The following is a 12,569-nucleotide window of genomic DNA, read 5'->3' on the forward strand; positions in this document are numbered from 1 at the left end:
CGTTCCGGGCGGGCCGTCGCGCATGATCGTCGTACGGGGACCGAGGTCCGGGTCCCCGGGACGGTCGTGACGCGAACGGGAGACGGGTGTGGTGGCGGAACAACGGGTCGTGGACACCGGCCCGCCCGGCGGCGGCCTCTCGCGCCGGGTGCTGGGCTCCGAGACGCTCATCGTGCTGGCGCTCTCGCTCGGCGCGAGCGCGGTCTCCTCGCTGATCAGCTTCATCGGCTCGCTGACCCGGCCCGGCGCGCTCAAGGAGCAGGCGGCCACCCTCAACGGCTCGTACGCCCCCGGGCGCCCCTGGCTCGACCTGACCTGGCAGCTCTTCGGCATCGCCACGGCGCTCGTGCCGGTGGTGCTCGTCGCCCATCTGCTGATGCGGGAGGGCTCCGGGCTCCGGGCCATCGGCTTCGACCGGACCCGGCCCTGGCCCGACCTCGGGCGCGGGGCGCTGGTGGCGGCCGGCATCGGCAGCGCGGGCCTCGCCTTCTACCTCGCGGCGCGGGCCTCCGGCTTCAACCTCACGGTGGTTCCCGAGTCGCTGCCGGACGTGTGGTGGAAGTACCCGGTCCTGATCCTCTCGGCGATCCAGAACTCCGTCCTGGAAGAGGTCGTCGTCGTCGGCTATCTGCTGCGCCGGCTCGACCAGTTGGGCTGGACGCCGATGCGCGCCCTGGCGGCGAGCGCGGTGCTGCGCGGCTCGTACCACCTCTACCAGGGCGTCGGCGGCTTCGTCGGCAACATGGTGATGGGCGTCGTCTTCGGGCTGCTCTACCGCCGCTGGGGGCGGGTGGGGCCGCTGGTGGTCGCCCACGCGCTGCTCGACATCGTGGCCTTCGTCGGCTACGGGCTGCTGGCCGGGAAGGTGGGCTGGCTGCCCACCGTGTGAGGCGGGGCGAGAAGCGGGCGAGGGGCGTACGGCAGCGGAGCCGTACGCCCCTCCGGCGTTCCCGGGGGCCTTCTCAGGCGTGGAGCTCGCCCTCGATGACCGTGACGGCCTGGCCGGTCAGGAGGGTGCGGTCGCCGCGCAGGCGGGTGCGGACCAGGCCGGTGCGGGCGCCGCCCTGGAAGCCGGTGAGCTCGTCGCGGCCGAGGCGGGCCGACCAGTACGGCGCGAGCGCGGTGTGGGCGCTGCCGGTGACCGGGTCCTCGTCGATGCCGACGGCGGGGAAGAAGCCGCGTGACACGAAGTCGTACCCGTTGCCGGGGTCGGCGGCGAGCGCGGTCGCGATCACCCCGCGCGAGGAGTGGGTCCTGAGCGCCGCGTGGTCGGGGGCGAGGCCGCGGACGGTGGCCTCGTCGCGCAGCTCGACGACCAGGTCGCCGATGTGGGCCGCGGTGTTGTGGACGGCGACGATCTCGGCGCCGAGCGCGTCCGCCAGGCCGTCCGGGGCCGGGACCGGGGTGAGGGAGGAGGTCGGGAAGTCCATGGTGATGCCGCCGTCCGCCCCGGCCTCGGCACCGAGGACGCCCGAGCGGGTGGCGAAGCGGACCGGCCCGGTCGCCGCGCCGGTGGCGTGCAGGACGTGGGCGGTGGCGAGGGTGGCGTGGCCGCACATGTCGACCTCGGTGGTCGGGGTGAACCAGCGCAGCGCCCAGTCGGCCTCGCCGCCGGCGGGCAGCGGGTGGGCGAAGGCGGTCTCGGAGAGGTTGACCTCGGCGGCGACCTTCCGCAGCCAGTCGTCCTCCGGGAAGGAGGCGGCGGAGTCGAGGAGGAGGACTCCGGCGGGGTTGCCGGAGAAGGGCCGGTCGGTGAAGGCGTCGACGATTCGGATGCGCATGGCTCGGACCGTACCGGCGCCCGGAGGGGGCGGGCGTCGGCCAATCGGGGATCTCTGGACCGGTCCGGCCTCCTTGGGCGGGGTGAGGTGGGGTGAGGCGGGGTGGGCGGTCGGCGGGCCGCCGCGCTTCCGTTGGGGGCCAGCCAAGGTGAGGTCATCGGCCTGCGGGCGGTCCGCGACCGCATGGCCCTGCGTCCGCGGCCGGCCACGCCCGATGTGGTCGCCCAGCGGCACCTCCGCTACGTCGGCAAGGACTGCCTCGTCGCTTTCGAGGCGAACCTCTACGCGGTGCGGTGCCGGCGAGGCGGGTCCGTCCGCGCCGGGTGGTCGAGATCAGGGCCACGAGATCCCAGGTCGCGCTGCACTCCACGACTCCCGACCGCCGCCAGGGCGAGACCCTTCTGGCCGCCTGCCCCCCGGGCCGTTGGCCGAGGCGCGCCCGCGTCTTGGACGACAAGTACGGGGACGGACTGCCCACCGGAGTCGGCCGCCGCGTCACCGCGGGCGGTGACCTGCCCGCACCCCGCCGGTCCGACGGCTCCGGCCCGGAGGTGGGATTGACGGCCTCGCTGCATCGGGTGGCGGCCACGCAGGTCGAGGTCAGCCGCCGGCCGCTCCTCCGCGGTGAGCCCGACAGGGGCCGGCGCCGCGTCGAAGCCGTGCTCCTTCAGCGCAAGGAGACAGGCATGCAGGGCGGGCGCGTTGCGCGGTGCCGGTCGCTCCACCGACTCCCCTCGGTGGACGACCGCCCCGGCGTTCACCATCCCGCCGACCAGCGCCTCGTCTTCAGCCGTCACGAGGATCACGCTATCGCCAGATCGACCCCGTGCGGGCCGGGCCGTACGACGTGGATCGGACAGTCGGTGGGTTGCTCGGTGAACTGTTCCGATATATCGTTGAGGTATCGCGACAGTTCAACGATGAATCTCACGGAAGGAGCGTTGCGATGCGTACTCATGGACACGGACACGGGCACGGACACGGCTGCGAAGGCGGCCCCGGGCGCGGTTTCGGCGGGCCCGGGCCGCGGGGTGAATTCGAGGGGCGGCGTGCTGCCTTCGGGCCTTTCGGCCCCGGGTTCGGTGGCGGGCCCGGTTTCGGTGGCGGGCCCTTCGGGCGCGGTCGCGGGGGTGGTCGGGGGAGGGCGCGTCGCGGTGATGTGCGCGCCTCGATCCTGGCGCTGCTCAAGGACCGCCCGATGCACGGCTACGAGATGATCCAGGAGATCGGCGAGCGCAGCGGCGGGGCGTGGAAGCCCAGCCCCGGCTCGGTCTACCCGACCCTCCAGCTGCTGGAGGACGAGGGGCTGATCGTCAGCGCGAGCGAGGGCGGCAAGAAGCTCTTCTCGCTCACCGACTCCGGGCGCGAGGAGGCCGAGGCCGGTGCCGAGGCGCCCTGGGAGGAGGTCGGCCGTGGCGTCGACTGGGAGGCGATGAACGAGGTCCGGCAGGCCGGTTTCGGTCTGATGGAGGCGTTCGGGCAGGTGTGGAAGACCGGCAGCGCCGAGCAGCGGACGAAGGCCGTCGAGGTCATCAACGAGGCTCGGAAGAAGCTGTATCTCATCCTCGCCGACGAGCACTGAGACCGGAGGGCCCCTCGGTGGCGTGTGCCGTCGAGGGGTCCTTCCGTGTGTGGGGGGTCAGGTGAGCAGGCCGGCGAGGCTGCGGAGCGATTCGTTCAGCGCCGCCGTCGCCGAGTCCTTCAGCTTCCCGGCCATCAGGGAGACCGCCGCGCCGGTGAACTCGCCGTCGATGCGGACCGTCGTCCCCCCGCCGTCGTCCGCCAGCGAGTAGCGGGTGCCGACGATCACGCCCATCGGGCCCTTGCCGCGGATGGCGAGGACCCGGCCGTCCTCCAGCTCCTCGACCGTCCACAGCACCTCGGCCGGGAAGCCCATGAGCTTCATGTTCTCGATGAAGGTGGACCCGGCGGCCAGGGTTTCCGGGCCGCCGTCCGGGAAACCGGTGTGGGTGGCGTTCCACTCCCCGTACGAGCCGAAGTCGGTGAGGCGCTCCCACACCTTCCCGGCCGGTGCCTCGATCCGTGCCTCCGCGGTGACTTCGGCCATGACGACCACCCCTTCACGCGTGCCCGCTGGGTTCTGGTGTCGCGGAACGTAGCCGGAGGGGCGTGAACATTCAATACTGATGAACCGTCAGTTCTGCGGTGGCCGGACCCGTACCGCCGATCCACCGGATCTCGGCCGCGTCGAAGCAGTCCGAGACCCGCGGACCGCCGTCCTCCTCGTGGCAGTGGAACGCGGCCCAGAACAGATCGCCCGGCAGCGCCTCCCGGGGTGCGTACACCCGGTACACGAACTGCCGGCCGTCACGCGCGGGCAGACCGACCATCCAGAACACACAGGAAAGACGCTCGGCGGCGGCTCGTGGTTGCGTTCGGGGCGCGAGGCAAGGCGGCGCGCGCCGCATGGGGGGAAATCGCCCGGATCTCCTCCCCGAGGAGGAGGAGTCGCACGCGTGCGCACGACTCCGGTGGGACGCGGACATGGTTCTCCCGTGTGATGACCCGGGCCCGCGCGGCTGATGAGGTGGCAGGGTGCACCCTTCCGTCCCGTCCCGCCCCTTCGCGCCCCCGGCTTCCGCAGGGCCCGCGCCGCTCCTCGCCACCGTGCTCGGCGCCGCCCGCCGCCGGGCCCTGCGGGACGGCGACCGGCAGGTCGACACCGCCCACCTGCTGCACGCCCTCGTCGAGTCCGACCCCGAGACCCGCGCCGCCTTCGACGGCGAGGAGCGGGTCGCGCGGGTCCTCGGCTACCTCGTCCAGCGCTCGATCGGATACGGGCTCCGCTGGCAGCGCTCCGCCGAGGGCGACGCCGCCCCGCGCCCCCTGCCGGCCGTACGGGCCGGGGAGGGGGCGCCGCGCCGCACCTCCCGCTGGTCGCCCGCCGCCGCTGCCGCCCTGGAGGAGGCCCTGCGGCGCGCCGCCGCGCGCGGCGAGGAGCAGCCCCACGGGCTCGACCTGCTGGCCGGGCTCGCCGCCGACCCCACCAGCCGGGCCGGCGAGGTGCTGCGCCACGCCGGGATCGACCCGCCCGTGCTCGGCGCCCGCGCCGTGGCGCTCGCCTCGGTCGTCGCGCCGCGCGGATCCGCGGCCGACGCGCTCGACGGCGAGGAGCCGGTGTCCGGGGAGAGGACGGTGGAGCGGGGCGCGGAGGGATGAGTTCCGCGGTGGGGGCGGGGTGAGCGCCGGGGGTGCGGAGGGGTGCGTTCCGGGTTCCGGGTGGGTTTCCCCGGGGCGCCGTCTCAACAGGTGCGACAGGGGTTACGCGCCTGGCCGGCTCCTGTCACCATGGCCCGATGCACGCGTCTCAGAGGAGAAGCGCCGGCCTGGGACTCGCCCTGGTTTCGACCTTCGCATTCGGTGGTTCGGGAGTGGCGGCCAAGCCGCTGATCGAGGCGGGACTCGATCCGCTCCATGTCGTCTGGCTCCGGGTGACCGGCGCCGCGCTCGTCATGCTGCCCGTGGCCTGGCGCCACCGGGCGCTGCTGCGCCGCAAGCCAGGCCTCCTCGCCGGATTCGGCCTCCTCGCCGTCGCCGGCGTCCAGGCCTTCTACTTCGCCTCCCTCTCCCGGATACCGGTCGGCGTCGCCCTCCTCATCGAGTACCTCGCCCCGGCCCTGGTCCTCGGCTGGGTCCGCTTCGTCCAGCGGCGGCCGGTCACCCGCGCCGCCGCCCTCGGCGTGGTGCTCGCCGTCGGCGGTCTCGCCTGCGTCGTCCAGGTCTGGTCCGGACTGAGCTTCGACCTCCTCGGACTGCTGCTCGCGCTCGCCGCCGCCTGCTGCCAGGTCGGCTACTTCGTCCTCTCCGACCAGGGCACCGACGAGGCCGAACCCGCCGACCCGCTCGGGGTGATCGCGTACGGACTGCTCATCGGCGCGCTCGTGCTCACCGTGATCGCCCGCCCGTGGGGCATGGACGCCTCCGTCCTGGCCGGCCGCGCCGACCTCGGCGGGAGCTCCGTACCTGCGTGGCTGCTGCTCGGCTGGATCGTCCTGATCGCCACCGTCCTCGCGTACGTCACCGGCGTCGTCTCGATACGCCGGCTCTCGCCCCAGGTCGCCGGGGTCGTCGCCTGCCTGGAGGCGGTCGTCGCGACCGTCCTCGCCTGGGTGCTGCTCGGCGAGCACCTCGACGCCCCGCAGCTCGCCGGCGGCGCGCTCGTCCTCGTCGGCGCCTTCATCGCCCAGTCCGCCGCCCCCAAGGCGCCGTCCGAGGGGCCGGTCGCCGGGTCCGACGGCGAAGGCCTCCCGGCGGGGCACGAGGAGCGGTTGTCCGGCGGAAGGGCCACCCCGTAGGGTGACGGCCATGCATTCGACCGTTCTTCCGCCGCCCGTCGCCTAGCACGCGCGGCTCCTTCCTCCAGAAGACGACCGACCGGGCTCGGGCGGGCGACATCTCGCCCCCGAGCGGTCCGTCGCTGCCCGCGCGCGGAGCAGGCGACCACCTTTCACCCCGGTCCGTCCGCACGGACGACCGTCTTCACGGAGAAACCACGTGTCGAACCCGCAGTCCCTTCCTGCCGCGCACCCCGTCCTGCCCGTCGGGCGGAGCCTGGCCTACCTCGTCGTCGCCGGAATCGCGTGGGGCACCGCCGGCGCCGCCGGATCCCTCGTCTTCCGGAACAGCGACATGGGCCCCCTCGCCCTCTCCTTCTGGCGCTGCGCCGGCGGGCTCCTGCTGCTCCTCGCCGTCCCGGCGCTGCGCCCGCTGCGGAGGCGGCGGACGCGGCCGTCCGGACGTACCGCCGCGGCCGCCGCCGAGACGCGCCGGACGCGGCTGGTCCGGATCGTCGGCACCGGCGTCGGACTCGCCGTCTTCCAGACCGCCTACTTCGCCGCCGTCGAGTCCACCGGGCTCGCCGTCGGCACCGTCGTGACGCTCGGCGCCGGGCCCGTCCTCATCGCGGTCGGCGCCCGCGTCACCATGGGCGAGCGCCTCGGCCTCGGCGGCCTCGCGGCCGTCGCCGGCGCGCTCGCCGGGCTCGTCGTCCTGGTCCTGGGCGGCGGGGGAGCGGAGGTCCGGCTCGCCGGCGTCGGCTACGCGGTGCTGTCCGCCGCCGGGTTCGCCGCGGTCACCCTGCTGACCCGGTGGCTCGGCCGGGGCGGCGCCGGCGAGGCCGGCTCGCTCGCGAGCACCGCGTGGACCTTCGGCGTCTCGGCGCTCGTCGTGCTGCCCCTGGCCGTCGTCGAGGGGCTGCTGCCGCACACCGAGGACGTCGTCCGGCTGCTGCTCCTGCTGCTGTACGTGGCGGCCATCCCGACGGCCCTCGCCTACGCGCTGTACTTCGCGGGCGCCGCGGTCGTCCGCGCCGCCACCGTCTCCGTGATCATGCTCCTGGAGCCGGTCAGCGCCGCGCTGCTCGCCGTCACCCTCCTCGACGAGGAGCTGACCGCGACGACCGTGCTCGGCACCGTGCTGCTGCTCGCGGCCGTCACCGGGCTGGCCCTCGCGGAGGCCCGGACGGCCGCGGAGCGGCGCCGGGCGGTCCGGCCCGCGGCCGTGTAGTCCCGCCGTCCGCGGGGGCCGGCGGATCAGCCGTCGGTCCCCGCGGCCAGGCGGCGGAGCTGGTGGGCCCGGGCGGCGAGGTCGCCGGGCCCGGCCCGCTCCGCGAGCCGGGCCGCGACCCGGCGCTGCACCTCGGGCGCCTTGTTGCCCGCGTACTTGAACTTGGCGCGCACCTCCGTCACCTCCAGGACCAGCCCCCGGATGCCGGAGAGCAGCCGCCCGAAGGGGGCCTCGCCGGGAACGACCGGCGCGGTCCCGCCGTCCGGCTGGAAGTGGCCGACCTGCCGGTTCAGCAGCTCGGCCTTCTCCGCCGGGTCGTCCACCACACGGGCGACGCAGTGCAGTTGCACGGCCGCGTAGTACGAGGTGGGGGTGCCGTGTTCGGAGGGCGCGCCCTCGGGGGCGGTCCAGGTGCCGGGGACGTACACGTAGTCGTCGACGACGCTGAGCAGCACCCGCGGGTTCGCCTCCAGGGCGCGCCACAGCGGGTTGGGGCGGGCGAGGTGGGTGAGGACGCGGCCGTACGGGCCCGGCTCCGCCTCGTACCGGAAGTGCGCGGGCTGCAGCATGGGTGGTTCGCCGGGCAGGCCGTTGGCGGCGATCTGACCGAAGTCGTGGCGGGTGAGCCACTCGCGCCACTCGGTCTCGTCGGTGGCGGCGTCCCAGGGGTGGATGAGCATCGGGTGTCCCTCAGGGCGCGGTCAGGTAGGCGGGCAGGGCGATCGACGGGTCCAGGTCCGCCGACGGGACGGGGGCTCCGGTGCGCGGGGCGACGGGGACCACGCCCGCCCAGTGCGGCAGGGCCAGGTCCCCGGGGTCGTCGTTGGGACCGCCGGTGCGGACCTTGGCGGAGACCTCTTCCAGGTCGAGCCGGATGACGGCGGTGGCGGCCAGCTCCTTGGCGTCGGCCGGGCGCGCGTCGGCCGCCCGGCCGGGGACGACCTGGTCGACGAGGGCGTCGAGCGCCGCGCGCAGCTCCTCGGGGTCGGTGACCTGGTGGGCGGTGCCGTGGACGACGACCGAGCGGTAGTTGAGGGAGTGGTGGAAGGCGGAGCGGGCGAGAACCAGGCCGTCGACGTGGGTGACGGTGAGGCAGACGGGCAGGCCGGGGGTGTCCGTCCGCTCCTTCGCGCCGGCCATGCGGAGCGGGCGGGAGCCGGTGGAGCCGTGGACGTACAGCCGCTCGCCGATCCGGCCGTAGAGGGTGGGGAGCACGACGGGGGCGCCGTCGCGTATGAAGCCGAGGTGGCAGACGTACCCCTCGTCGAGGATCGCGTGCACGACCGCCCGGTCGTAGGAGGCGCGCTTCCGGGAGCGGGTGGGCACGGTGCGGTCGGTGGGCGTGTAGCCGTCGGTGGGGGTGGGGCCGTCCGCGGGCGTGTGGTCGTCGGTGGTGCTCATGGTTCTGCTTCCCTTGCCCCTCGTATTGCACTAGTGCATAATGTGGTTTGTGCTAGGAGAGTATCGGATCGAGGGTCGTCGCGCATCGGAGATCGCCGCCAGCGTGGAGCGGGGGGTCGGGACCGGGGCGCTGGAGCCGGGCCACGTGCTGCCGCCCATGCGGGAGTTGGCCGCCGGGCTCGGGGTGAACCCGAACACGGTCGCCGCCGCCTACCGGACCCTGCGGGAGCGCGGGGTCATCGAGACGGACGGGCGGCGCGGCAGCCGGGTGCGGCCGCGGCCGGCGACCACCGCGCGCGGCTCGCTGCGCGTCGAGGCGCCGCCGGGGGTCCGGGACCTGAGCGGCGGCAACCCCGACCCGGCGCTGCTGCCGCCGCTCGGCGAGGCCTTCGCCGAAGCTGCCCGGCGGTACGCGGTGCGGCCCGGCCTGTACGGGGAGGCGCCCGTCGACCCCGACTTCGCGCGGCTCGCCCGGGCCGCGTTCGACGCGGACGGGGTGCCCGCCGGGCCCGTCGGCGTCGCCTCCGGCTCCCTCGACGCGATCGAGCGGGTCCTCGCCGTGCACCTCAGGCCCGGTGACGCCGTCGCCGTCGAGGACCCGGGCTGGGGCAGCCTCCTCGACCTCGTACCCGCCCTGGGGCTGCGTCCCGTGCCGGTCGCCGTCGACGACGACGGGCCGCTCGCCGACGGGGTCGAGCGGGTGATCGTCCGCGACGGCGCCCGCGCGGTGATCGTCACCGACCGGGCGCAGAACCCCACGGGCGCCTGCCTCGCCGCCGGGCGGGCGGCGGAGCTGCGGCGGGTGCTCACCGCGCACCCCGGCGTGCTGCTCGTCGAGGACGACCACGGCCACGGCATCGTCACCAGGCGGCTGCGGCCGCTCGCCGGGGCCACCGACCACTGGGCGCTCGTCCGCTCGGTCGCCAAGGCGTACGGCCCCGACCTGCGCATCGCCGCCTTCACCGGCGACCCCGAGACCGTGGACCGCGTCCTCGGCCGTCAGCGCCTCGGCCCCGGCTGGGTCAGCCGCCTCCTCCAGCAGGCCGTCGTCCACCTGTGGACCACGGGCGCCGTCGACCCCGAGACCGTCGCCGACGCGTACGGGGAGCGGCGCGACGCCCTCGTCCTGGCGCTCGCCCGGCGGGGCGTCGAGGCCCACGGGCGCAGCGGCATGAACGTCTGGGTGCCCGTCGCCGACGAGACCGGCGCCGTCGCGCGCCTCCTCGCCGCGGGCTGGGCGGTCGCCCCCGGCGCCCGCTTCCGCCTCGCCTCGGGACCCGCCGTCCGCCTCACCGTCTCCCCGCTCGCCCCCGACGACATCGAGCCCCTCGCCGACGCCGTCGCCGCGGCGGCCGGCCCGGCCCCGGCCCGCGCCTACGGCTGACGACCGCCCCGGAGCGGCGGCGGTGTCGGACCGGTGTGCGAGAGTCCCCGGCATGACGGCTCAGCAGCGACGGGACGACGCGCGGCGCGCGATCGAGACAGGGGACACATGGGCGGCGTTCGTCGTCCGCACCGACTTCGGGGACGAGGAGGCATGGCGGGAGGTGCTCGCGGAGCTCGGCCGGCCGGACGGGGAGGTCGACGTCGCGGTGCGGGTGCTCGACGCGCCGTGCTGGGCGGGGGCGAGCGTCGAGGAGGTGCTGACGGCCGTGGACGACGAGGACGGCCCGGCTGCCGTCTTCGTCGCCGACCGGCACACCATGGGATCGCCCGTGCGGGCCCTGCTCGCCGTCGACACCCTGTGGGAGGACGAGAGCGCGCTCGACCCCGTGTACTACCAGGAGCTCGTCGACTCGCCGGCGCCGAGGGAGTTCCGGCTTCGGCCGGCCGCCGTCCCGTCGGTTCACGTCAACCTGGAGCTCGGCAACCTGGGGTTCGAGGAGTTCGCCGCCGAGGCGGCGGAAGGGGGCGCGGGGGTGCTGGGGGCCGCCTGACGCGTCGGGGGTGCAGGCGTCGGGGTGCGGCGGGAGGTGCGGGTCTGGGTGAGGGCGGCGCCCAGGAGGACGACGGCGGCGCCCACCGGGGTGTTCCAGGCGAGGCGCTCGTCCAGGAAGGCGACGCCCGCCGCCGTGGCGATGACGGGGATGAAGTACGTGACCATCGAGGCCGTCGTCGGGCCGACCTCCGCGACCACGCCGTACTGGAGCAGCATCGCGTAGCCGGTGCCGAGGGCGCCGAGGGCGATCACCGCCAGGAGCGGCAGGAGCTCGACGGAGTCCGGGAGGGTGGTGAAGAAGGGGGTGACGAGGGCCAGCTGGAGGGTGGCCGTGCCGACCTGGGCGGTCGCCAGGGAGAGGTGCGAGGAGCCCGTGCCGCTCAGGGTGCGGCGGACGTAGATCCAGCCGACCGCGTAGCTGAAGGAGGCGAGGAGGGCGAGCGCCGTGCCCGTGACGTCGAGGCCCGAGAAGCCCTGCCACGCGCCGAGGACCGTCAGGACGCCGGCGAAGCCGATGCCGAGGCCCGCCGCCCGCACCCGGGTGGGCCGGTCCTCCGAGAGCGCCACCAGCGAGAGGACCATGCCCCACAGCGGCGTCGTCGCGTTGCAGATCCCCGCGAGCGTCGACGGGATCGTCAGCTCCGCGTACGCGAAGAGCGAGAACGGCAGCGCGTTCAGCAGGAACGCCGCCACTGCCAGGCGGCCCCAGGTCCGGGCCCCGCGCGGCAGCCGGTCCCGCTTCACGACCAGCGCCACGGCCAGCACCGCCGTACCGAAGAGCAGCCGGCCGAAGGTCACCTGGAACGGCGCGAAGCCGTCCGTGCCCACCTTGATGAGGAGGAAGCTGAAGCCCCAGATCAGGGCCAGCACGCCGAAGCGGACGCGCCAGTCCAGGAGTGGTGAGGGGGAGCGGGTGGGGGCGGCTTCACGGCTGGTCATGTACTCAGGGTGACGGTGACGACCTCGTAGGACAAGCGAGATTGTCGCGGCCTCTTCGCTTAGCATTGCTTACATGTTGAACCTGGAGCGCCTGCGCACCCTCGACGCCGTCGCCCGGCACGGCTCCGTCAGCGGCGCCGCCGACGGTCTGCACGTGACGACCTCCGCCGTCTCCCAGCAGCTGTCCAAGCTGGAGCGCGAGGTGGGCCAGCGGCTCCTCGCCAAGAACGGGCGCGGCGTGCGGCTCACCGACGCCGGTCTGCTGCTCGCCGAGCACGCCGCCCGGATCCTCTCCCACGTCCAGCTCGCCCAGGCCGACATCGAGGCCCGGCGCGGCCAGGTCGTCGGCGAGGTGCGGCTCGTCGGCTTCCCGACCGCCGCCCGCGGCCTCTTCCCCGCCGCCCTGGCCGCGCTGCGCGACCGCCACCCCGACCTGCGGGTCCGCACCGCCGAGTTCGAGCCCGAGCAGGGGGTGCGGGCGGTGCTGCGCGGCGACGCCGACCTGGCGATCGTCCTGGACTGGAGCAACCGCCGGGCGCCGGTCCCCGGCGACCTGGAGCGCGCCCATCTGCTCGACGACGCGGCGGACGTGGCCCTGCCGGCCGGCCACCGGCTCGCCGGGCGGGAGGCGGTGGACCTGGCGGACTTCGCCGACGAGGAGTGGGTGTCCTGGCCGGAGGGCGAGTTCTGCCACGACTGGCTGATGTTCACCCTCCGCTCCCAGGGCATCGAACCCCGCATCGCCCACTACGCCGGCGAGCACCACACCCAGCTCGCCCTCGTCGCCGCCGGACTCGGCGTGTGCGTCACGCCCCGGCTCGGCCGGCCGTACCCGGAAGGCGTCGTCTGCGTGCCCGTACGCCAGCAGGTGCGCCGGCACATCTACGCCACCTGGCGCACCGACGCCGGCCGCCGGCCCTCCCTGCGCGCGGTCGTCGAGGCGCTGCGGGAGGCGGGGCGGCCGCACGCCGGCTGAGCCCCGT

General features: G+C 75.0%; 14 protein-coding genes and 2 pseudogenes. 9 read left to right on the forward strand and 7 right to left on the reverse strand.

The annotated features are described in order from the left end of the window. Positions 1-88 precede the first annotated feature (88 nt). A complete protein-coding gene (locus HHL19_RS30930; protein WP_346768490.1) occupies positions 89-889 on the forward strand; it encodes a CPBP family intramembrane glutamic endopeptidase in 801 nt (266 codons plus the stop codon). Between the two features lie 73 nt (positions 890-962). Here HHL19_RS30930 and HHL19_RS30935 read toward each other — a convergent pair whose 3' ends face one another. Beyond that, entirely contained in the window at positions 963-1,781 is an 819-nt protein-coding gene (locus HHL19_RS30935; protein ID WP_169093698.1) for a PhzF family phenazine biosynthesis protein, read from the reverse strand. Positions 1,782-1,922: 141 nt separating this feature from the next. Here HHL19_RS30935 and HHL19_RS37840 point away from each other — a divergent pair. Beyond that, a pseudogene (locus tag HHL19_RS37840) lies at positions 1,923-2,398 on the forward strand (IS21 family transposase); the annotation flags it as partial. On the opposite strand, the pseudogene HHL19_RS37845 reads toward HHL19_RS37840, so the two are convergent. After that, positions 2,393-2,578 (reverse strand): annotated as a pseudogene (locus HHL19_RS37845) (aminoglycoside phosphotransferase family protein); the annotation flags it as partial. The pseudogenes HHL19_RS37840 and HHL19_RS37845 overlap by 6 nt on opposite strands. A 149-nt stretch (positions 2,579-2,727) precedes the next feature. Between HHL19_RS37845 and HHL19_RS30945 the strand changes: the two are divergent. After that, positions 2,728-3,363, forward strand: a complete 636-nt coding sequence (locus HHL19_RS30945) for a PadR family transcriptional regulator (protein WP_169093699.1) — start codon at positions 2,728-2,730, stop codon at positions 3,361-3,363. 57 nt (positions 3,364-3,420) lie between these two features. Here the strand turns inward: HHL19_RS30945 and HHL19_RS30950 are convergent, their stop codons facing one another. Both HHL19_RS30950 and HHL19_RS30955 read right to left on the reverse strand, forming a co-directional pair. Then, positions 3,421-3,849 carry an SRPBCC family protein gene (locus HHL19_RS30950; protein ID WP_169093700.1) on the reverse strand — a complete coding sequence of 143 codons (429 nt, stop codon included), beginning with the start codon at positions 3,847-3,849 and terminating at the stop codon, positions 3,421-3,423. Positions 3,850-3,919: 70 nt separating this feature from the next. Then, the gene (locus tag HHL19_RS30955) at positions 3,920-4,141 is read right to left on the reverse strand and encodes a hypothetical protein (RefSeq protein WP_169093701.1); all 222 of its coding nucleotides are present in this window, start codon (positions 4,139-4,141) and stop codon (positions 3,920-3,922) included. Positions 4,142-4,409: 268 nt separating this feature from the next. Between HHL19_RS30955 and HHL19_RS30960 the strand changes: the two genes are divergently transcribed. From HHL19_RS30960 to HHL19_RS30970, 3 genes are all read left to right on the forward strand, one after another. Continuing rightward, on the forward strand, positions 4,410-4,961 hold the full coding sequence (locus HHL19_RS30960) for a Clp protease N-terminal domain-containing protein (protein ID WP_346768497.1): 552 nt from the start codon (positions 4,410-4,412) through the stop codon (positions 4,959-4,961). 137 nt (positions 4,962-5,098) lie between these two features. After that, positions 5,099-6,097, forward strand: coding sequence for an EamA family transporter (locus HHL19_RS30965; protein WP_169093703.1), 999 nt, complete (start codon positions 5,099-5,101; stop codon positions 6,095-6,097). Between the two features lie 199 nt (positions 6,098-6,296). Continuing rightward, complete coding sequence (locus HHL19_RS30970; protein WP_169093704.1) at positions 6,297-7,307, forward strand: DMT family transporter; 1,011 nt, start codon at positions 6,297-6,299, stop codon at positions 7,305-7,307. Positions 7,308-7,333: 26 nt separating this feature from the next. On the opposite strand, the gene HHL19_RS30975 is transcribed toward HHL19_RS30970, so the two are convergent. Next, complete coding sequence (locus HHL19_RS30975; RefSeq protein ID WP_169093705.1) at positions 7,334-7,987, reverse strand: FMN-binding negative transcriptional regulator; 654 nt, start codon at positions 7,985-7,987, stop codon at positions 7,334-7,336. A gap of 10 nt (positions 7,988-7,997) precedes the next feature. Beyond that, positions 7,998-8,708, reverse strand: a complete 711-nt coding sequence (locus tag HHL19_RS30980; protein ID WP_169093706.1) for a pyridoxamine 5'-phosphate oxidase family protein — start codon at positions 8,706-8,708, stop codon at positions 7,998-8,000. A 49-nt stretch (positions 8,709-8,757) separates the two neighbouring features. Between HHL19_RS30980 and HHL19_RS30985 the strand changes: the two genes are divergently transcribed. Both HHL19_RS30985 and HHL19_RS30990 read left to right on the forward strand, forming a co-directional pair. After that, positions 8,758-10,092, forward strand: coding sequence for an aminotransferase class I/II-fold pyridoxal phosphate-dependent enzyme (locus HHL19_RS30985; protein WP_346768491.1), 1,335 nt, complete (start codon positions 8,758-8,760; stop codon positions 10,090-10,092). Between the two features lie 52 nt (positions 10,093-10,144). Further along, complete coding sequence (locus HHL19_RS30990; protein WP_169093708.1) at positions 10,145-10,645, forward strand: hypothetical protein; 501 nt, start codon at positions 10,145-10,147, stop codon at positions 10,643-10,645. Here the strand turns inward: HHL19_RS30990 and HHL19_RS30995 are convergent. After that, positions 10,555-11,586, reverse strand: a complete 1,032-nt coding sequence (locus tag HHL19_RS30995; protein ID WP_169093709.1) for a DMT family transporter — start codon at positions 11,584-11,586, stop codon at positions 10,555-10,557. The two genes, HHL19_RS30990 and HHL19_RS30995, sit on opposite strands and share 91 nt — an antisense overlap. A gap of 73 nt (positions 11,587-11,659) precedes the next feature. Here HHL19_RS30995 and HHL19_RS31000 point away from each other — a divergent pair, with 73 nt between their 5' ends. After that, positions 11,660-12,562, forward strand: coding sequence for a LysR family transcriptional regulator (locus tag HHL19_RS31000; RefSeq protein WP_169093710.1), 903 nt, complete (start codon positions 11,660-11,662; stop codon positions 12,560-12,562). The last annotated feature ends 7 nt before the right edge of the window (positions 12,563-12,569 follow it).

The sequence above is a fragment of the Streptomyces sp. R302 genome (assembly GCF_012927245.1).
Lineage (GTDB): Bacteria > Actinomycetota > Actinomycetes > Streptomycetales > Streptomycetaceae > Streptomyces.

Coding starts and splice junctions, on each gene's coding strand:
- HHL19_RS30935 (WP_169093698.1), bottom strand. CDS start 1,781: ATGCGCATCCGAATCGTCGACGCCTTCACCGACCGGCCCTTCTCCGGC.
- HHL19_RS30945 (WP_169093699.1), top strand. CDS start 2,728: ATGCGTACTCATGGACACGGACACGGGCACGGACACGGCTGCGAAGGC.
- HHL19_RS30950 (WP_169093700.1), bottom strand. CDS start 3,849: ATGGCCGAAGTCACCGCGGAGGCACGGATCGAGGCACCGGCCGGGAAG.
- HHL19_RS30965 (WP_169093703.1), top strand. CDS start 5,099: ATGCACGCGTCTCAGAGGAGAAGCGCCGGCCTGGGACTCGCCCTGGTT.
- HHL19_RS30975 (WP_169093705.1), bottom strand. CDS start 7,987: ATGCTCATCCACCCCTGGGACGCCGCCACCGACGAGACCGAGTGGCGC.
- HHL19_RS30980 (WP_169093706.1), bottom strand. CDS start 8,708: ATGAGCACCACCGACGACCACACGCCCGCGGACGGCCCCACCCCCACC.
- HHL19_RS30990 (WP_169093708.1), top strand. CDS start 10,145: ATGACGGCTCAGCAGCGACGGGACGACGCGCGGCGCGCGATCGAGACA.
- HHL19_RS30995 (WP_169093709.1), bottom strand. CDS start 11,586: ATGACCAGCCGTGAAGCCGCCCCCACCCGCTCCCCCTCACCACTCCTG.
- HHL19_RS31000 (WP_169093710.1), top strand. CDS start 11,660: ATGTTGAACCTGGAGCGCCTGCGCACCCTCGACGCCGTCGCCCGGCAC.